Here is a 19,329-nt window from a genome sequence, read left to right as displayed (position 1 = left end):
CGTAATCTTCTACAAAAGGCGTCCGCGGTACGCCCCCGCCGACAGACATCCTTTGAACCCAAGCCGGGGGTTAGAAAACTGTGTCTACACGGTCCCTGTGACCTTTGAAAAGCCGTTCGGGTTTCCACCCACTCCCGCGAACGGCAGCCAGAGAGAGGGTTTAGGGATACGGGACACCAATCCCCGAAAGATCGATGCGGATCCCCGCCTTGTTGGGATCGCCGGGTTGGGTGTCGTGCTGCATGGGAACTTCGCCTGCTACCGTCCCCTCGGAATTATCCTCTTCCGATGGTCCGGGCGGCGTCTGCTTCGGCTCGGCAAGACTCATCTCGCCAGGATCCGGTTCGCTGAACACGGCCCGACCTTCGAAATATCCCGTCTTCCAGGCGTAGATCGCGTCGTCGAACGCCTCGTCGACAGCGCTGCCGTACCATTTCGTGACGATGCGATAGACCTTCCAGAACAGCGTCGTGCCCATGCGGATGTTGGCGCAGGCGTCGAGAAGATCGGGATTTAGTTCCGAGACATCGGCGACGCCTAACCCGGCCGGAAATTGCGTAACGCCGACCCGCACGACTGCCTTGCCGACATGCTGGCGAATGAGCGCCAACGCCTCTTCCGGAGTGCGAGGCTTCGGCACGAGCACGACACGATCGCCAGCGCTAACGGTGACGGCGAGCGGATCGCTGGAGCCGGCCTCCGCGATGAACTTCTCGACGATGGCCGGTTTCAGACCGGGACCGGCGCATTGCTGGATAAGGGCGGCGTCGATCATGGGCAACTCCTTGGTCAAAGGTTGAAGGCAGTCACAAGGGGTATGCCGAACAGCCGGGCCCAAGCCTCGGCGCTGGCTTTCTGGATGGCGACGATCGAGGTGCCGGCCGTCCACCAGCCATTGCCGGTGGCGACGATGACCTCGGGCGCGTGCAGCATCGACTGAAGGACCGGCCAAAGGATCAACTGCTCATAGCAGATCAGCGGCGCGATCCGCCGGACGCCGAGCTCGACGATCGGATTGGCGAAGAAATGCGCCCGCGCGCCCCCGTCCTGCCCCGTCCATGCCAGCCATGGCTGCCACATGGAGACCGGGACCGGCATGCGCTCCCGATAGAGAATATCGGCGCGCACGGCGGAGATGGCGAGCATGACATTGTCGTAGCCTCGCGCGTCGACGGTCGCCGCGCCGGCGATCACGGTGATGTCGACGCCGTGCAACTGGTCGCGCCAGACCCCCTCGACGGTCGGCGTCCACAAGCCCAGAGCGCTTTCGGGCAGCACGGCGATACCGGCGCCCTCGCCGGCCGCTCGCCGCACCGTGGCGATCAGGTCATGGTGTTGTTCCAGCCCGACATTGCGGCCGAGGCTTTGGCCGAGTTCCAGGTCGACGCCTTTCCACCCTTCCGGTGGGGATGGGTCTGTCCACGAAGCGGCGAACCAGAGCCATATCCCACCCAAGACGATGGCAGCGGCCGGCCACCATCTCGTCGTCATAGCGAGAAGACCGGCGGCGGCGACCGCAAGGCCGAACCATCCCCATCCCGGAAACAGCGCGCCGGCGGCCGTCAGCGGATGCGCCCAGCCGACTATCCCGAACGGTGGCACCGCCATCAGGAGCGCCGCCAGCCCATACCGGGCCGCCCTCCTTCCTCCCCGCCGGCTCGTCCACAGAGCCGTATGCACGGCGACGAAGGCCAGCGACGCGGTAAACCAGAGCAGCAGACCCGGCCAGAGATCTGAGGCATAGTAATTGGCGACGCCCTGTGGCAGTCCGCGTGAGGCTGCGAGGAAATAACCCCCCGATACCAGGGCCGCGACGATCCGGGACGGCGATAACGCCCATAGTGCCGGGAATGCGAAGGCGAGGGGCAGGGTCCGCAGATCGCCGCTCCAGGCGACAGCGCCAACGAGCGAGGCGGCCGCCGCCAGCATGACAGCACGCACAGTGTCAGGGATCGAAGGTGAGGACCGGGCGGGCGCGACCGAGGAGGCCGGTTCCGGAGATCGGCCCGAAATATCGTGAGTCAAAGGAACCCGCAAAATCGGAGTGAAGAAAGAGGTGCGCCGACGGAACGAGCCCGCCAGCGAAGGGAGCCAGCGCCCTGCCCTTTGCGTCGGCGGAATGCAGCTGCGAATGCGCGAGCAGCCGGCCGTCAATCGCGACGCTGGCGCCGATGTCGACACGCTGCCCCTCGATCGCCGCGACTGTCTTGATCAGCGGACTTAGCCAGCCCGGGCATAGGCCACGCCGGAGATAGCCGCGCTCGCGAGCCAACCTGAATGGCGGTGTGTCCGGAGGGCAGATGAAGACGAGATCGCCTGCGATCGCGGGCCGATCAAGTGCTTTGATGCGCCAGAGACCGAGCGGGTAGCTCGGCGTGAGATTAAGGCGGATACCACCAAGCCAACCTATGCAGATCAGCGTAGTTGCGGTCATTGCCGCGACCGCGATCAGGGTGATGGCGTGACGACGGCTCATTGCTTCAAAACCGGAGTCTTGCGCTGTGACAGGCGAAGGTTCTCCGTCTGCTTCAGGGTCTCCGCCGTCCGCTCGTGGGCGGTGATCTGCTGCGCCGCGCGCATGACCGGCCAGGCTTCCGCGAGCTTCTGGCGCTCGCCTGGCGCCAGGCCATTCGCCGCGCTCTCGAAGAGCTTGCCGGATGGTTCGCGCGCCGCATTGGTGAGCAGTGTCCGCTCGCCGAACCGCCCCGTGATCGCCTTGTTGAAGCCGTCGATCTCGGCCTTAGCCATCCTGTCGGCAAGGGCGTAGCCGAGCGCAGCCGGCAGGTCGTTGCGGTCGATCGCATCGCGCACGCGCTCGAGCACTTGGTGAGCGGCGGGAGACAATGCCGGGATGTCGATCGAGACGCGGCGGCGCAGCGTCTGTTCGTCGGCCTCGATCTTCTGCACAACCGTCTGGCGTAGCCGCAGGTAGCGCTCGATATCCCGCTTCAACGCCGGCGCATTGACCTCCGCGATGCGCCGGTCTTCGCGATCGACCTTGCTCGCCAGAAGCCCGACCCTTCCCTTGAGCGGACCGATGGTCGCCGGTTCATTGACCAGGCGCTCGAGCGTCGCCCTGGCCGTCGACGGATCGGTGAGGACCGCATCGAAGTTCATCGCCCGGAAGGCCGTCTCGGGATCGGCGAAGACGAAGCGGAAGCGGGTCGAGACCTCCTCCCACTGCTTCGCAACAGTCGGATCGGCAAGCAGCTTTTCCTCGACCGTATCCTGGACCGAATACGGGAACTGGGTGACGCCCTTCACCATCGGCGCGGACTCCTTCAGCGTTTGGGTTTGACGCGTGTCGAGAAGGCCGAGGCGCTCGCCCAAACCTCTCAGGCGCAGCCCCAAGTCTGCGAGGCGCTGCTTCTGCCGGAGCGTCCAGTCTACTCGATCTCGGACCAGCGTGCGGGCGACACGGGCAATGTGCAGGCCACGGGTCTCGGCGAAGCGCAGCGCCTGGCGGTAGAGCGTGCCGGGCTCGTAGTCGAGCGTTGTTTCCTTGGCGTTGCGCCGCGACAGGATCTTGATGAGTCCACCGCCCATGCCAAACGAACGGCGCCCGTAATAGAGCGCCATATCCTCGCGGTGACGTGTCAGTGCGACATAGGTCAGGTGACGATCCAGAGACAGGGACGCCAGCACCTTCACCCGGTCGACGGTCGACCCTTGAGATTTGTGGATCGTGGTCGCATAGCCATGGTCGAGGTTGCGGTAGAAGCGCTGATCGACGGAAACACGATGGCGCTGATCGCCCTCGCCGATCTCGGCGACAATCCGGTTCGGCACGGCCTCGATGACCCTGGCGATCATGCCGTTCTTAACGCCAAGGGCGCCGGCGTTCTTCAGGAAGACGATCTGGTCGCCGACGTCGAAACAACGCATGCCGTCCTCCGTGCGGAAGGCATGGCCCTCTCCGACGATGCCGCGTTCTACCAGCTTCTCGCGGGCCATCGTATTGAGCAGGCGCACGTCGCGGCGCAGATGGGCGAGGATCAGCGTCGACTTCGTGGCATCGTAGTCGCCGTTCCAGTCTGAGATCAGGTTCTCGACGGCTTGCGCCTTCAGGTCCGAACCCATCACCCTGCCGCGGCTCCGATAGGCGGAGATCGCCTGATCGAGGCGTCCGCGCGCGAGATCGAGCGATGCCTTCCGCATCCAGTCCTCGCGCTGGCGGTAGATGGTCTCTAGTTCGGCATAGCCAATGCGCTCTAGGATTGCCCGGAACGCCGCTCCTGCCTCGATTGGCTGGAGCTGCTCTGGATCTCCGACCAGGACCAGCTTGGCGCCGTTCCGCAATGCTGCCTCAACGAACAGCGCCATCTGCTTGGAGGCGACCATACCGGCCTCGTCGAGGACAAACACGGTCTTCACGTCGAGCGCGTCGCGGCCCTCTTTCCAGCGCAGTTCCCACGACGCCAGCGTGCGGCTGGCGATGCCGGCCTCTTTCTCCAGACCCTCGGCGGCCTTACCGGCGAGTGCACCGCCGACCACGCGATATCCGGCCGATTCCCATGCCTCGCGCGCGGCCTTCATCATCGTAGTCTTGCCGGCGCCGGCGCGCCCGACGATGGCTGCGATGCGTGCGGCGCCCGCCACATGCTCTATGGCGACACGCTGCTCCTGCGACAGACGCTCATTCCGGGCAAAGGTCGCCTCCAGCGCCTTCTGCCGGACGCCATGGCTCGTGCGCTGCGAAAGCCAGATTGACCGCTTCGCCATCTCCGCTTCGACGCGGATCAATTCGCGCGTCGCGTATCGGGCGCGCACCCTCTCCCCGGTGGCGAAATCGACGCTTTCGCGTTCGATCCGCAACAGGTCCGGGCTGTGAAGAATGCGCGTCATCAGATGCTGGAAGGTTCCGGCATCGTCGACATAACGATGCAGGACCTTGGCGATATCCTGGTTGTCGAAGACGCTCTTTTCCGTGGACAGGAGGTCGAGGACGATTTCGGGACGGCGCAGGATTCTGCGAGCGTTTTCCTGCCGTTGCGCCTCGAACTGCTCGATCCGGTCGAGCGAGGGCGCCCATCCCTGCTGCACACCCTTCCGCTGTATCGCTTTGGCGCCAACGCCGATATGGACGGTCGGGACAAGATCGATGCCGCGCTCGGCATAGGAGCGGCCATCGACGCGGATTTCCAGGCCGCCGAGAGCGAGATGCTGATTCTGAAGGTCGAGCCAGCCGTTGCGTTGCTCGATGAACTCCTGTTTCTCGCCGGCCCAGAGGCGGTACTGGATCTTGCCCGATTTCGTACGGACCGGCTGACCGTCCTCGCCAAGGATGGCGAACTTTTTCGCGCCAAACCCGGCGTCCGTGAGCGGGCGCAGCGTGGTCATCAGATGCACATGCGGGTTGCCAGGTTCGTCGTGATAGGCCCAGTCGGCGACCTGTCCGCGTGCCAGGACCTGCTCGAGCACGAACTGCCGCATCAATGCGATGTTCTGCTCCGTCGTAAGCTCGGCCGGCAGCGCGATGATGAACTCCTTCGCGAACTGCGCATCCTCGCGCCTCTCGAATGCCTCGACCCTGTTCCAGAAGGCCTCCACCGCGCCGGCCACTGAGCGGTCGGCAATCAGCTTGCGCGCCCAGTCCGGAGCGTCGGCCGGTAACAAAAACTCCTCATGGGCGAGATTGCGCTTGTTGGAATAGTCGACGGTGCGCGCCTCCATCTCATAGGTCATCTTCGCGCAATGCCGGTACGCGGCCGACAGCACGGCGCTGCGGCCATTGCCGCGTCCGATGAGCTGGGGCGTGAAGTGCGTGATCGCCACGGTGACGACGGCTCCCGATATGAACGAACATGGTGTTCGTCGGGATCGGACCAGCCCAGCGAGGCCGGGAGCAGAACGTCGTGTCAGCGACGTATTACTGCGCCCTTGGATCCATTCCTTCGGAACGGCGGGATGATCTCAGGCGGCGCCGGCTCTGCCGACTAGCTTTTTTACTAGTCGTCCATGGCGCGCATCCGGAGGATTCTGGACGAACTCCAGAAACGACCAGATGAAAAAGGCCTAACCGGAATGAAGAAACCGTCGTCGAAGATCAGGGAAGAGATCGCAAGACTCCAGGATCAGCTCAGGCAGGCCGAAACGCGCGAGGCCGAACGGATCGGCCGCATCGCCCTGAAGGCAGGTCTTGGAGAGGTGCAAGTCGATGACGGCGATCTGATCAAGGCGTTGGAGGACGTCGCAGCGCGCTTTCGCAAAGGGAGTGGACGACCGGACAGGCAGACGGCTGCGTCGGTCGCGGCTGGCGCGCCTCCGGGGTCGGGTGACGAGGCTTGAGCGCATGCAACGGGCGAGCCAGAGCGAGGCGCGCCGCAAGGACACGCGGGAGAAAATCCAGCTTGGCGGCCTCATCGCCAAGGCTGGTTTGCGCTACGAGAAGCGTGCTCTGTTGCTCGGCCTGCTGATCGACGGCGCCGGCCGGTTCAGGGCCGATGACAATGAGCGCGCGCGCTTGCTCGCCATCGGGGAGAAGGCCTTTTCCCATGACCCCGACTAGGATCGCGCTGCTGATTGCGCCGGGCCTGCTGATGGTGAGCATGGTTCTGCTGCTCACCGGTATCGAGCAGTGGACGGCGGGCTTCGGCACGACGGAACAGGCCCGCCTCATGTTGGGCCGGGTCGGGCTCGCGCTGCGCTATGTCGCTGCGGCCGGGACCGGCATCATCTTCCTCTTTGCCGCCAGGGGCGCGAACGCCATCCGGTCCGCCGGCGCGGGCGTGCTGATCGGAACGATTGCCGTTGTCGCCATCGCCGTGGTCCGGGAAACCGCCCGGCTGGTCTCCTTCGCCGGAGATGTGCCGCCAGGGAGCGCGATCACGAACTACATTGATCCAGCAACCGCCATCGGCGGGATGCTGGCAATGGTCGCCGGCGTGTTCGCGCTGCGGGTCGCCCTTCGCGGCAATTCGGCCTTCGCCGCCTCAGCGCCACGCCGCGTTCGCGGGAAGCGCGCGATCCATGGCGAAGCCGAATGGATGGGCGTCAATGAAGCGAAGCGTCTTTTTAGAGACGCCGGCGGCATCGTCGTCGGGGAAGCCTATCGCGTCGACAAGGACACGGTGGCGGATCGTGGGTTCCGCGCCGACGACAATGAGACGTGGGGGGTGGGTGGAAAGTCTCCCCTCCTTTGCTTTGACGCCTCGTTCGGCTCGACGCATGGACTGGTCTTCGCCGGCTCTGGCGGCTTCAAGACGACATCGGTGACGGTGCCGACCGCACTCAAATGGGGCGGCGGCCTTGTTGCCCTCGACCCGTCCAACGAAGTGGCGCCCATGGTGATCGAGCATCGACGCAAGGCCGGTCGTGACGTTTTCGTCCTCGATCCCAAGGACCCGACGACGGGATTCAACGTGCTGGACTGGATCGGCCTGTTCGGCGGCACCAAGGAAGAAGACGTGGTTGCCGTCGCGAGTTGGGTGGTGACCGATACCGGACGGTCGACCTCGATCCGCGACGACTTCTTCCGCGCATCGGCCCTGCAGCTCATCACCGCGCTGATTGCCGATGTCTGCCTCTCAGGGCATACGGAAAAAGAAAACCAGCATCTGCGGCAGATGCGGGCGAACCTCTCCGAGCCGGAGCCAAAATTACGCGAGCGGCTGCAACGGATCTACGACAATTCCGAATCCGATTTCGTGAAGGAAAATGTCGCGCCGTTCATCGCCATGACGCCGGAAACGTTCTCCGGCGTTTATGCCAATGCGGTCAAGGAGACCCATTGGCTGAGCTACCCGAACTATGCTGCGCTCGTCTCGGGTTCGAGCTTTTCCACCGACTCCGTCGCGGAGGGCAAGACCGACATCTTCGTCAATCTCGATCTCAAGACGCTGGAGACCCACCCCGGCCTCGCCCGCACCATCATCGGTGCGCTGCTCAATGCGATCTACAACCGGAATGGAGGGATAAAGGGTCGAACGCTGTTCCTGCTCGATGAGGTCGCCCGGCTGGGCTATTTGCGGATTCTGGAGACGGCGCGGGACGCCGGTCGCAAATATGGCATCAGCCTCGTGCTGCTGTTCCAGTCGATCGGCCAGATGCGTGAAACCTATGGCGGTCGCGATGCGACGAGCAAATGGTTCGAAAGCGCATCCTGGGTGTCGTTCGCGGCGATCAACGATCCCGAGACCGCCGACTACATCTCGCGCCGCTGCGGCAACACCACGGTAGAAGTCGATCAACTCAGCCGGTCCTCGCAGATGTCGGGATCGTCGCGCACGCGATCGAAGCAATTGGCGTCGCGCCCGTTGATCCTGCCCGATGAGGTCCTGCGCATGCGCGGGGACGAGCAGATCGTTTTCACCGCCGGCAATGCACCGCTGCGTTGCGGCCGGGCGATCTGGTTCCGACGCGCCGATATGAAATCGGTCACCGGCGAAAACAGATTCCACCGGAAGGAAGGACCAACTTGAGGCTGACACCGGTGGTTTTGTCCGTCGAGGACCGGCTCGGTCGCGCACTCTACGGGCCATGAACGTGGGACGAGATCTCGCTTGGCGAGATCTCGTGCGTGAAGGGTTCGCCCCGCCTCTGGGATGGGCCACGCCTCGACTGGTGTTCGTGACTTGACCGCAGTGAGGCCGGGTTTTGAAGGGTGGGAACCGTCGCCCGACGGGGTCCTATTCAACCTTCCCGGGACGCAAAGACTTCCGGTGAAGACAAGATGGCCGTGGGAACGATCGGCAGGGAATGCTATCCCTATGATGGGAACGTCAATGATCGGAGCCGAAATATGGGTGAGTGGCCGAAGGACAAGTTGCTGCGCCATGGCCCGAATCTGCCGATGGAAGAGCGCATTCGACGCTACCAGCATAACATCCGTACGATCCGCGCAGCGGGATGCGCCGTGCCGACCTCAAATCGGCCGACACGCCATCCATCACCGGAATGAATCGATCCGCTTCCAGTGATTCAAACCTGTCATTGGACGTCGGGCCCCGGCTGCGCGATTCTGTGTCACATGAACGCGCAGCCCTACCACCTCTATATCGAACGCCGTGACCCCAGCCAGAACATGGCCCGGTTCTACGCGCTGTCGATCGAGGCGACGCTATTCGGCGAAACGCGGCTCGTTCGCCGCTGGGGCCGAATTGGAACACGCGGCAGGATGGTGCAGCATTCCTTCGACAAGGAGGATGAAGCTGTCGAACTCTTTCTCGCAGTGCTGCGCGTCCGACGCCGACGCGGCTACCAGCCGCGGTCGGCCGCTCGCCATGTGGAAGCGACCCCGTCTGCCTGACGGGGCCGCTGCGATTTCGGTCAGTCGCGGTTCGGGCGAGACCAGATGAGCTGGAGGCCTTCCTGTCCGTCCACCTCGATCAGGGTGGCGTAGATGGGAGCCGGGAAGCTCGGATCGTCCAACTTGACCGAGAGGTAGTCGCGCTCACTCTCCCTGGCGGTTTTCTGCCACGCTGCGCCTAGCTCGACTGCACCCGAGTAGAGGCGGAAGTGCGGGCCCTTGTCGGAGGGATTGTCGACCCGCTCGATGCGCGCCTTGACGTTGAGGTTGAGGGTCTTGATGGTGCCGGTGAAGCCGTTGGCGGTGCTGGTGAAGGTTCCGATGGTGGCCATGGTGAAGTTCCTTTCCTTGTGTTCGGGCCGCGCCCTTCGCGACCCCGATGGCAGTCGAAGGATCGGAGACGATCGGACCGCACCCCGCAGGGGCCGCAATGCAATGGAGGGCGGCCAGGAGCGGCTTTCTTGGCCCGCGAGGAATGGCGGCAAAACCGGGGTCCCCGCGCGACCTGTCGCGTGGGGTGGTTCGTCAGGGGAAGAAAGTTGCGGATGGCCGTTGCGGGAGAACGATCGAGGCGTAGCCGGTTTCCGATCAGACATGCCTCATCGAGCCGCAGAAGGGTTGGCCAGTTCAAAGGGGTGGAAGGAACGGGCTGGCCCACTTTTCGGGATGCGTCATTGGCGGTGTTGAGGACGCCAGAACATGACACCCGTTGCCGAAGTCAGGATGCACTGCATGGGTGGCCAGCAGCACACCCCTCTGGCCCGCTCAGGAAACATGATATGGGTCTGGCGATCTGACGGCCCCCCGTGTCTGGACCGTGAGAAGCCGTCGCACACCGCCATCGTCAACGGTGGACCGGTCAATCCTGCAAGGCGATCGCATGCCGGCTTTCTCGAGGCGGCGTCCGGTTCGGACCAGCTTTCTTGCCACGCAAGTTCGTGGTCTGGTCCGGTCGCAACCCCGTCAGGCAGTCGGGGTCGCTTCCGAAAGAAAATGGGGCTAGCTCTGAACGAGGCATGTGTCAGACACGGCACATGCCCTCGCATTCGTTCATCCAGAGATCGAGCTGGCCGTGATCGGCCGGCGTCGACAGGTCAGCCTCATCGAGCGGGACGGCGGATCGATGCAGGAACACCTCTCCGCGAATGCCGCGCGGGCCGGTGCGAATGGTGCGGTCGACCTCGACCGCGTCCAACCAAGCGGCATGGTCGTGGTCGCGCATATGCCGCTATCGGGCATTATCGTGGAACGGGCAGCCGACGCAGGCCGATTTTGGGGGCGTCGGATAGCCGTGACGGCGCAGCCAGGCGAGACAATCCTGGCGGCTCCTGCGCTGCTCGATCAGCGGGAAGCGTTTGACCTGCCACGCCTCGAAACTCGGCTTGGCGCGGATGATTTCATCGCTCCACGACCGGAAAGGAGGGAGACCTCTTGCGGGTCAGGCCGGCGAGCTCGCGGACCTTGCGGCGGATAGGCACGATCTTCAACTCCGTCGTGCATTGCCGCCGGATCATGCCTATCGACATAGTCTCCTTGGATATGCGCCGTGTGCCGATGGTGATGATCTCGCCATCATCGTGCTCGTCGAAAATCGGCACTTCGGCGCCGGCCGGCGTCACCGTTCTGGTGAAGGCCGGAATAGACGCCCAGCGAGCCCCCTCGCCGGCGGCGACGAGCTGCTTGCGGATACTACCCGCCGACACGATATGGACAGGAAAGGGCAGCACGTTCGTCGACATCAGCCAGTCGAGATGCTCATAGACGGCCTCGGGTTCCCAGCCGGTGTCGGCGAAAATGGCGCATTCGGGCATGGGGCCGATCTCCCCATGCGCGGCCATCAGCGCCATGGTGGTGGATTGGACGCCCGCTCCGAGTGAGAGGGCGCGCAGGCGGATCGGGGAAGGTGCGTCACCTTCCCCGCCGATGGTGGGTGCCTGGAACATCATGCGGCCTCGCGCTCTTCGGAGGCCGCGGGCTGCAGGCCGTGGAGGAACGCGACGGCGCGCTGCGCGTGCGCAGCAGCAGCGAAGATTGCCCGCTTGTCGCCGACGAGAACCTTGAGCCAGGACTCGAGATAGCTCGCATGATCCGCCCGGGGCTCGAGTTCCGGCGCGATGCCGAGATCGGCGCAGAGGAAGCAACTCCCGAGCTCGGCTATCAGCTCTTCGCGCGCCCGCTCGCTACGATCCTTGGTATAGCGGCTGAGATCGCGGTCGACACGATGCGGCGCCGCCGTCCAATGCGTGGCTTCGTGGCTGAGGACCGCGACGTAGGACGCGGCATCGCGGAAGCTCTCGAAGGGCGGCATCTGGATGATATCGAGCGCGGGGGCAAAATAGGCCTGAGAACCGCCATGCCGGATCACGGCGCCGGTATTGGCAAAGAAGCGATCAGCATGTTCGATGCGCGCTACACGATCGCGCACGGGCTCCGCTCTTTGCCTATAATAATGGTCCGGCAGGCTGTCGATCTGCGCGACGTTGAAGACCGTGTAGGCCTTGAGGAACGGGATCTCTCGATCGAATTCCTCACCGACAGCGTCCGTCTCGGTCTTGATGAAGCGGCTGGCGAAGACGACCATCGAGCCGGTCTCGCCCTTGCGAACTGCCCCGCCGAGCTCGAGCGCCTGCTTGAACGTCATCCACATCGGGCTGGCAAAGCCGCGTGCGGTCGCCTCGGACCACAGCAGAAGTACGTTCATGCCGCTATAGGGTAGACCGTTATGCCGGAGCGGCCGGGTCACCCGGCCGATGGCGTTGGCTGAATGCCATGGCTGCATCCAGGGACGAACACCCTTCTCCAGGTCCGCGACGATCCTGTCGGTAATCCGCGCATAAATATCGACGCGGGCTTCCTTGTTTTCTTTCCTGCTCATTTTCATGAACCTCCATTCTGGAGGCCGCGCCGATCGCGGCCCCGTCACGGGGTCCACAAGGGCGGAGTAGGGAGGCGGGCCGCGCACCCACCGGGGTCCCCGTTGCGCTCGCGCAATGGGGTGGTCCTTAGGGCCGAAGCGAAGCGGCGGACGGCAAAGCCGTTGCGCTGACTGCCTCGCTCCGCCAGGACACCGGGGCCGGACGGGGCCGGGAGCGGGCAACAGGAAAAAAAAAGGCGGCGCCGAGCGCCGCCACCTTGTTGTCCGTGGGTGGATCGGTTCAGTGAACCGACCGGCCGCCACTATAGGGATCGTAGACGTAGAGCGCCTCGACTTCGGCATCGTCGAGTTCGTTTTCGGGGAGGACGCCGTACTCGTCGTCGGATTGGAAGAGGATGACGGTGACCATCAGGGTGCGGGCGAGGTTCCAGGCGTGCTTCTGGGCGAGTTCGAGATTGTGCGACATCTGAGGGCTCCATCTTTGAAGCGGGCCATTCCCGCTCGATGGCTCCTCAAGAGGTCCGGCACCCGGGCGCGATCACCGCAGAGGCGAAGCCGGCGCGGCCGCACGCTTGCGTAGCGGACCCCTCGCGGGTTGATCGTGGAAGATCCGGGGACGGGCCAGGACGCCATCACAAGAGAGCGGGATTGGTGCGCTGGCAGAGATCGTTGGCTAGGGCATGATCGCGTTGCTCAAACGCAAGAGCGGCCACCACCACCCGGTCCTGGTGATATTGCGCAGACAGCGATGGAACCCTGGTGCCCCCGATTGCGCGGCCACGAGCGGGTCATATCAGCGATTGCTGCCGCCATTGCGCGCTGTTCCGGCATATCTGCCGGCGACAGACAATAGGCGAGCCCGGCGACCAGTCCCATGAGGAGAATGACGGCCAGGCAATGTGGCAACCTGGTCGTATGAGGATGGGCGGAGCCAAAGCTCCGCCCGTTTGTTCAACCGAGAGCTGCCATCTGCAGTTCGGCGGCCTTGCGATCGACGGTCTGGCCGGGGTTCTCGACGGCCCGCTCGAAGGGCTTCCAGGCTTCGCCGATAATTTGTTTGTAGGCAGCGACAGCACCCTCGGCCGCCATCCTGAGGGCATGGGCCTGAACGCCCATGTCGGCTGCGAATTCTCGCTTGCGCTGGGCGGCGCTGTCGAAGCCGACCGGGCCACCGACGTCTTCGTCGCGGGCATCATTGGCGGACTTGGCCGTGGCATCGCGGGCCTCGGTGACCGCCCGGCTGTAGAATTGGCCGGCGCCGTGGGCGGAACCGACATAGGAGCCGACGATGCGCTGCAGGTGGATCTGCATGGCCCGTTCGCCTAGCCCTTCACCGAGGCTGTCAGCCGTCTCGATGATCAGGCGTTCGTGCAGGTCGCGGATGCCGTCGCTGTCGAGAACGGGAAGACCGAAGCTTTCCGAGATCAGGGAGGCCTGGTTGGCGTCCGGGCAGGCAAGCCGGACCATTTCGAGCGTGGTGCCTTTGCGGAGCGGGACGACCCTGGAGGGAGAGCGGTTGGTGCGTGCGGTCCTGGTCATGTGAGAGTTCCTTTCCTTGCGCCGAAGGCTCGGGCCGGCCCGTGCCGGTCTTCCCTTCGGGTGCGGTCAGAGAAAACCGGCGGGACAGCGGCGGCTTCAGGGTCCGGGAGCGACAAGGGCGAGCAGGCCAGGCTTGCGGACCAGCAGGGCGGCAGCCCTCGCGCAGGATGCGGGCCTGGCCTGCCGAGACCGTCGAGCCCGGCCGCCACGCGGCGCGGAACGCGGCCTTGAAGGCGCCGCCAGCCGGTTTAGACCGCTCCACAAACCCGAGGGGATGACCGGCATGGGTGCTGTTCGGAACCAGTGCAACCGGAAGGAACGGGATGCGGGGCCGCGTTTCCGCCAGAGGCATCACAAGTACGACCACCTGCCCGCACCATCCCTCGATTTGCTCCTGCCGGCCCGGCCCTCGATTGCGACATGAGGATTGGCAAGCCGGCTTTCACCTGCAATAGCAGCGTCCATCACCGGCGATGACGATGACTATGTCTATGACGAGGTGAGCGGCGAATGGCGATGATTTCGACGAGGAGGCCGACGATCTGCGTATGGGTGGCAGCGTTGATGAAACTGATCTGCTCGGCGACAAGGTTAAGCTCGCACAGGTCAACCCGGGTCATGCAAGGCTCGCTAAGGCTGAAACGGATGCAGCGCTTGGCGTGAAGATTCCGAAGAGGATCGCAGAGGTCAATGAGCACCACGGTAATCTGCTGGCCGATGGCGACGCCGTAGTGCTGATCAAGGACCTCAAGGTCAAGGGCGCCGGGCAGACACTGAAACAGGGCACGGTCATCCGTTCGATCCGCCTCACCGACAATCCCCAAGAAATCGATTGCCGGCATGACGCCATCAAGGGTCTCGTGCTGCGGACCGAGTTCGTGCGGAAACGGTGACGATCGCGCGCGATCACGCGGCGATCTTCTGAACCAGGCCGTGCCGCTCGCGCAATGCGGCTATCGCTTGATCCTGCCGCGCCAGCCTGCGCGACAGGGCATCGATCTCGGGCTGGCGTTCGGCGGTGAGCATCGCCAGATGAGCGCGATAGCGCTCGAGGAATGCTCCCGCGTCGGGCGGTTTGCCGCGCCGATAGGCTGTGCGCCTCGGCGCGAGCTTCGGGATCAACGCCGTCATGCGACGAATGATCTGCCGGTCGATCAGGTCGAGCTGGCGCTGGATCTGGCGCCGCGCTTCTTCCAAACGGCATAGCCGGCCATCTATCTCGGCTGGGGCGGTCATTTCTGCCGCCCCTGCCACCCGACGAAGCTCGACGGACCAGCATAGACGGCATGCCGTTCGGGATCGATGACGAAGCCGAAGCGGCCAATGTCGTATTCGGCCCTGGGGACGAGAAAACGCCGCTCCTCTGACCCGATCCCGCGCCTGCCACCTTGCATGGCGAGGCACTCGACATAGCCTTTTTGCTGATCGGACGCGATCGCGGAGACGACCACCCAGTCATTGACGTGCGCGGCCTCGAAGTCACGCTGATCCTTGGTCCGGGATTCTCCGGGGCCGAGGATGGTGCCGAAGATCGTTTCCCAGGCATCAGGGAAGCTGTCCTTGATCGTCCGTTCTGCGGCGCGACGTTCGAACGCTGTGAACAGCTCCGGGAAGGTGATGGCGACGATCGCCCAGCACTCGTCCTCTTCGTAGAACCCGTCCGATGTGCGGAGCAACGGATGAACCCTGGCGTTGCGCTCGGCCGAAAGATGAAACCCTCCGTGACCGGCGGTCGAATGGAAGGCTATGCCATCAGCATAGACCGTTGCTCCCTGCGACGGTCCCCAAGGGGTGTGGGCCGGGGACCGCATGTCGCGGCGCCCAAGCGCTGTCCGCTCACGATGATGCTCGGCCCGTTCGAGCACCTGGGCGCAAAACGCATCCTCATCGGCCAGATCGCCGCCGTGACCGTAGAAATCGTCGCGGGTCCATTCCCCTATGGGTCGACGGATACGCCATCCGCTGGCCAGATAGTGGCGGCCATCACGCGCAGGCGCCATGGCGAAGCCATGATCGCCGACAAGCGCCACCAGCATGCCGTCAGCGCTGCGGCCAAAAGAAACCCCGGACGTATCCGGGGTCGCAGGCGTGGGCGAAAGAGAAGACTGGGGCTTGTTCATGCCGCCGTCCTCCCCTCGACCACATCGGCGGCAACCGCGTCGACCGGGACTTCGGCCAGCACGGCGTTGGGATAGCCATGCCGGATGAGCCATTCCTCCGCTGCCGCACGATGCGGGGCGAGATGGACGAGCTCGGCATTCTCCCCGGCCCGGTCGAAGACCCGGACCGAACCGGGAGCCGGCCTTTCGATGACGCTGGACCGCAGGCGAGAGTCCAGCGAGAAGGTCCGATGCACGCGGATGGCGATGACGCCGCCAGACCCGAAACCGGCCTGATGCAGGGTGAAAGAGGCCGCGAGCGAGACAGCGCCGATGCCGCGCTCGCCCTGCTTGCGGATCAGCCGGCCCTGGCTGTTGTTGTTCCGCCGGGCCGAAAGCTTCTTGCGGTGCAGTTCGGGCGAGCGTTGCGTGTCGTCGGACCAGGCGACAACTGCCCCGATTGGGGCGTCCTCGAAAATCGAAAGTGCGGACATGATGTCCTCCAGATGGTGGGTTTGGAAACAAAACCGCCGCCGGGATGACCGGCGGCGGCAAGGCGTTCGAAAAGGAGAAATGCGGCCGGCTACTCGGCGGCCTCGCGGAAACCTTCGCAATAATCCTCGTCGTGCCGCTCGGAGGCGGGTTCCTCTGCGTGCTCATGGGCCGGCTCTACAGGCACATCGCCATCGAGCCCGTCCTGATCGACAGGCGTGCCGTCCTCGTCATCGTCTTCCGCGACAGCGTTCCTGGTCAGCCATTCGCCGAGCGCGATGGCATCGGGCGCAAACAGCGCCGAAGGATGAACGAAGTGGCCCTCCCTGAAGTGCTCGACGAGCGCGGCGCGGGTGTCCTTGACCCGAGCGCGGGGCAGCACAGACGTCACCTCGCACGAGGCTTCCAATGCGGGGCGCGACAGGCAGGACAGGAATTCCTCCGTGCCCATGTTGGCCAGGAACCCATTGGCGCCGATGGCCTGTCCGGCGACGACCGCACCGATCCCGGACTTGCTCATGCCCTCCCGGCACGAGAGCACATCGACCAGCACGTTCCGCATGGCGATCCGCAGCGTGTCCATGTCGAAAACGAACTTACCTTCGGCGTCGAACAGCATGGCGGCATGGCGACCGAAGCGGCTGCCGAACCGGTGGTCTCCCCCCGCTCCGGAATCGACCCGTACGTTCTGGCCCGCGAAGGCCAGCACCAGCAGCGCCATCAGCGTGTCGTCCTCGATGGGAGCCCGGGACAGCGCCTCGTGCAGCGCGTCGGTGCGCAGATCACCGATCATGTCGATTCCCCTGCGCGTCACGTCCGGGCGGGACTTCGACGCCACGACGGGCTCGTCGGCAGCCTCACCGGCCGCAGCATCCTTGCCCTTGGCCTTTTTCGCCTCCGGCATGCGGAAATGAACGCTCTTCACCTTGCCCTCGCGGTCCAGGTACATCGCCGTATGATCGGACTTCTTCGGCGTGCCATAGACACGTTCGGCCTTGGCCGGAAGCTTCACCTCACCCCATGTGTTGGCTTCAACGATAACGCCCTTCTTTGGCAGGTTCTGTGTCATCCATTCCTGCTGGGCGCCAAGGAAGGCCTCGACATCGGTCGTATAGCGGCTGTCCTGGTCGGCCGGTGCGAAGAGATCCTCGACCCAGGCAATGCCATAGGCCTGCGCCAGTTCGTCACCGAACGAGGCATCGCGCGCATGCATGCGGGTCTTCTGCAGCGCCTGCGCAACGCTCCACCAGGAGACCTGAGGATCGCCCTTGCTTGGCTTGTTGGCCTTCCAGACTTGCCTCTGCTCATCGAGCGAGGCCGCCGCGATGGTGCGGAGCTGCTGCTCGTTCGGCATGTCGCCCCTGGCCATATGATCGAGCATCGCCGGCAGCACATTGGCGAGCAAACGCAGCTTCCTGATCTGCCGGATCGGCAGGGCAAGGGCGACGGCAATCGCCTCCTCGGTCCAGCTGAGCGCAACGAGCCGCTCGATGGCGCGCCACTGATCGACGGGATTGAGGTTTTCACGGGCGATGTTTTCGACCATCGAACGCATGGCGCCGCCGTCCTCGGCGGCATCGCCGACCAGAACAGCGATCTCCTCCAGACCTGCCGCAACGGCCTGCTTCACGCGGCGATGACCGGAGTGGATCACGAAGCCATTGCCACCATCGGCCTGCGGCGCGACAACGGGCGGCTGCACGATGCCGACGGCCTTGATGGTTGCCAGCAGCAAGGCATCGGATTGCGGGCTCGATTTGGTACGACGGGCCCTGTCGGGGTTTTCCACGAGCGAACGCGGATCGACCAGCTTGATTTCCATGGGGATGCTCCTTTTGGGAACCGGCACCGCGCCGGTCCTTTCCGTCTTCTTCCCGAAGACCCCCCACGGCCCGCGGAGCGGGCGAGCTGGTGCAATTGCGGACGAGCATCCCTGCCCGGCCGGACCAGCGGGGCTTTCAGCCCTGCGCAGGACGCCGGGCCGGGATCGCGATGGCGGCGATTGAGCATAGCGTCACCGGCTCGCCCGGTCTGCGAGCAGGCTTTCCCTTTCCCGTCCCTCCCCTCAATCCACGTTACAATCCGCTATTTCTGACGCTATATTGCGTCATATTTCTTGCTTTCTAGAATGGAAGTCTCGCCATGGGCCTTGCCCAATATGCCGACGATGGACTGTTCTCACCGCGCAAGATCGCGGCCGCGTTGCGGACGACGAGCGAGGAAATCGCTCGCACCGCCGGGCTTGGAAAGGATGCGATCCAGCGGAAGGACCGCATCGGCTCGGACAAGACGCAGCGCCGATTGCGCGAGATGACGGAGATCGTCAATAAGGTCGAGCCTCGGTTCGGCTCAGCACTGAAGGCCTATGCCTGGTATCGCTCCGAGCCCCTACCCGGCTTTTCCGGCCAGACGGCGATGCAACTGGTCCGTGACGGACATGCCTATGACGTGCTCGACTATATCGACGCGGTTGACGCCGGCATCCACGCCTAGGTCGGCCGGTGCGCTTCGAGGGGCCTCTCTACCGGGCATTGAACCCGATCTATGCAGGCGAACTGATGTCGGGGCGTGGCGCGGAACGCTATGGCGGTCGCTTCAACCGGAAGGGAACGCCGGCGCTCTATTTGTCTTTGTCGGTCACGACGGCGTTGCGGGAAGCAAACCAGGCCGGCAGCCTGCAACCGACGATGCTGGTATCCTACGATGCCGACATCGAGGGCGTTTTCGACAGCCGGGATGACTCAGCCCTGCAGGCGGCGGGCATGGATGCGACGATGATCGCCGATCCGACCTGGCGCGATCAGATGAAAGCGTCCGGAGAAGCGACAACCCAAGCCTTCGCGCGAAAACTCGCCGCGGCCGGCTATCATGGATTGCTCGTCAAGAGCTTCGCTCCCGGAGCAGGCCGTGAAGATCTCAACCTCGTCCTTTGGACAGGGGGCGCGAAGGCGCCATGCCGGCTGACACTGATCGATGACGAGAACCGCCTGTCTCGATAGCAATCGACGGAACGGTCCACAATGGAAAACACGACACGAGCCTGCTGTGCCATCAAGCGGAACAGGCCCTCAAATCCG

The 19,329-nt window shown here is 64.3% G+C and carries 19 protein-coding genes and 1 pseudogene; 7 read left to right on the top strand and 13 right to left on the bottom strand.

Going from position 1 to position 19,329, the window contains the following annotated elements; translation table 11 throughout:
• Positions 1–160 precede the first annotated feature (160 nt).
• The 4 genes from N7E70_RS30825 to traA are packed head-to-tail and all read right to left on the bottom strand — an operon-like array spanning position 161 to position 5,775.
• Entirely contained in the window at positions 161–775 is a 615-nt protein-coding gene (locus N7E70_RS30825) for a TraH family protein (protein WP_263008425.1), read from the bottom strand.
• A 14-nt stretch (positions 776–789) separates the two neighbouring features.
• Positions 790–1,929, bottom strand: coding sequence for a conjugal transfer protein TraB (locus tag N7E70_RS30820; RefSeq protein WP_436125298.1), 1,140 nt, complete (start codon positions 1,927–1,929; stop codon positions 790–792).
• A 16-nt stretch (positions 1,930–1,945) separates the two neighbouring features.
• The gene (gene traF, locus N7E70_RS30815; protein ID WP_263008424.1) at positions 1,946–2,476 is read right to left on the bottom strand and encodes a conjugative transfer signal peptidase TraF; all 531 of its coding nucleotides are present in this window, start codon (positions 2,474–2,476) and stop codon (positions 1,946–1,948) included.
• Positions 2,473–5,775, bottom strand: a complete 3,303-nt coding sequence (traA, locus tag N7E70_RS30810) for a Ti-type conjugative transfer relaxase TraA (RefSeq protein ID WP_263008423.1) — start codon at positions 5,773–5,775, stop codon at positions 2,473–2,475. Before traA ends, traF begins: the two co-directional genes overlap by 4 nt.
• A 183-nt stretch (positions 5,776–5,958) precedes the next feature.
• On the opposite strand from traA, the gene traC reads away from it, so the two are divergent.
• The 4 genes from traC to N7E70_RS30790 all read left to right on the top strand — a co-directional run bounded on the left by traC (position 5,959) and on the right by N7E70_RS30790 (position 9,247).
• On the top strand, positions 5,959–6,288 hold the full coding sequence (traC, locus tag N7E70_RS30805; RefSeq protein ID WP_436125297.1) for a conjugal transfer protein TraC: 330 nt from the start codon (positions 5,959–5,961) through the stop codon (positions 6,286–6,288).
• Between the two features lie 4 nt (positions 6,289–6,292).
• Positions 6,293–6,508 carry a conjugal transfer protein TraD gene (gene traD / locus N7E70_RS30800; protein ID WP_263008422.1) on the top strand — a complete coding sequence of 72 codons (216 nt, stop codon included), beginning with the start codon at positions 6,293–6,295 and terminating at the stop codon, positions 6,506–6,508.
• Complete coding sequence (traG, locus tag N7E70_RS30795) at positions 6,495–8,420, top strand: Ti-type conjugative transfer system protein TraG (RefSeq protein ID WP_263008431.1); 1,926 nt, start codon at positions 6,495–6,497, stop codon at positions 8,418–8,420. Before traD ends, traG begins: the two co-directional genes overlap by 14 nt.
• 548 nt (positions 8,421–8,968) lie before the next feature.
• Positions 8,969–9,247, top strand: coding sequence for a WGR domain-containing protein (locus N7E70_RS30790; protein WP_263008421.1), 279 nt, complete (start codon positions 8,969–8,971; stop codon positions 9,245–9,247).
• Between the two features lie 20 nt (positions 9,248–9,267).
• On the opposite strand, the gene N7E70_RS30785 is transcribed toward N7E70_RS30790, so the two are convergent.
• The 5 genes and pseudogenes from N7E70_RS30785 to N7E70_RS30765 all read right to left on the bottom strand — a co-directional run bounded on the left by N7E70_RS30785 (position 9,268) and on the right by N7E70_RS30765 (position 13,661).
• Positions 9,268–9,579, bottom strand: a complete 312-nt coding sequence (locus tag N7E70_RS30785) for a DUF736 domain-containing protein (RefSeq protein ID WP_263008420.1) — start codon at positions 9,577–9,579, stop codon at positions 9,268–9,270.
• 689 nt (positions 9,580–10,268) lie between these two features.
• Positions 10,269–11,193, bottom strand: a pseudogene (locus N7E70_RS30780) (hypothetical protein).
• Positions 11,190–12,122: an ArdC family protein gene (locus N7E70_RS30775; RefSeq protein WP_263008430.1), complete on the bottom strand. Its 933-nt coding sequence runs from the start codon at positions 12,120–12,122 to the stop codon at positions 11,190–11,192. The pseudogene N7E70_RS30780 and the gene N7E70_RS30775 overlap by 4 nt, the downstream one beginning before the upstream one ends.
• 280 nt (positions 12,123–12,402) lie before the next feature.
• Positions 12,403–12,588, bottom strand: coding sequence for a hypothetical protein (locus N7E70_RS30770; protein ID WP_263008419.1), 186 nt, complete (start codon positions 12,586–12,588; stop codon positions 12,403–12,405).
• 485 nt (positions 12,589–13,073) lie between these two features.
• A complete protein-coding gene (locus N7E70_RS30765; protein WP_263008418.1) occupies positions 13,074–13,661 on the bottom strand; it encodes a hypothetical protein in 588 nt (195 codons plus the stop codon).
• Between the two features lie 548 nt (positions 13,662–14,209).
• Here N7E70_RS30765 and N7E70_RS30760 point away from each other — a divergent pair.
• Positions 14,210–14,554: an alkylphosphonate utilization protein gene (locus N7E70_RS30760; protein ID WP_263008417.1), complete on the top strand. Its 345-nt coding sequence runs from the start codon at positions 14,210–14,212 to the stop codon at positions 14,552–14,554.
• A gap of 13 nt (positions 14,555–14,567) precedes the next feature.
• Here N7E70_RS30760 and N7E70_RS30755 read toward each other — a convergent pair whose 3' ends face one another.
• From N7E70_RS30755 to N7E70_RS30740, 4 genes are all read right to left on the bottom strand, one after another.
• On the bottom strand, positions 14,568–14,897 hold the full coding sequence (locus N7E70_RS30755) for a hypothetical protein (protein ID WP_263008416.1): 330 nt from the start codon (positions 14,895–14,897) through the stop codon (positions 14,568–14,570).
• Positions 14,894–15,781: a DUF7007 domain-containing protein gene (locus tag N7E70_RS30750; protein ID WP_263008415.1), complete on the bottom strand. Its 888-nt coding sequence runs from the start codon at positions 15,779–15,781 to the stop codon at positions 14,894–14,896. The genes N7E70_RS30755 and N7E70_RS30750 overlap by 4 nt, the downstream gene beginning before the upstream one ends.
• On the bottom strand, positions 15,778–16,254 hold the full coding sequence (locus N7E70_RS30745) for a hypothetical protein (protein ID WP_263008414.1): 477 nt from the start codon (positions 16,252–16,254) through the stop codon (positions 15,778–15,780). Before N7E70_RS30745 ends, N7E70_RS30750 begins: the two co-directional genes overlap by 4 nt.
• A gap of 89 nt (positions 16,255–16,343) precedes the next feature.
• Positions 16,344–18,074, bottom strand: coding sequence for a ParB N-terminal domain-containing protein (locus N7E70_RS30740; protein ID WP_263008413.1), 1,731 nt, complete (start codon positions 18,072–18,074; stop codon positions 16,344–16,346).
• A gap of 320 nt (positions 18,075–18,394) precedes the next feature.
• Between N7E70_RS30740 and N7E70_RS30735 the strand changes: the two genes are divergently transcribed.
• Both N7E70_RS30735 and N7E70_RS30730 read left to right on the top strand, forming a co-directional pair.
• Complete coding sequence (locus tag N7E70_RS30735; RefSeq protein ID WP_263008412.1) at positions 18,395–18,745, top strand: MbcA/ParS/Xre antitoxin family protein; 351 nt, start codon at positions 18,395–18,397, stop codon at positions 18,743–18,745.
• A gap of 8 nt (positions 18,746–18,753) precedes the next feature.
• Positions 18,754–19,251: an RES family NAD+ phosphorylase gene (locus N7E70_RS30730; protein ID WP_263008411.1), complete on the top strand. Its 498-nt coding sequence runs from the start codon at positions 18,754–18,756 to the stop codon at positions 19,249–19,251.
• The last annotated feature ends 78 nt before the right edge of the window (positions 19,252–19,329 follow it).

It is taken from the genome of Aminobacter sp. NyZ550, assembly GCF_025628925.2.
GTDB lineage: Bacteria > Pseudomonadota > Alphaproteobacteria > Rhizobiales > Rhizobiaceae > Aminobacter > Aminobacter ciceronei.
This window is presented reverse-complemented; position numbering and strand designations above follow the sequence as displayed.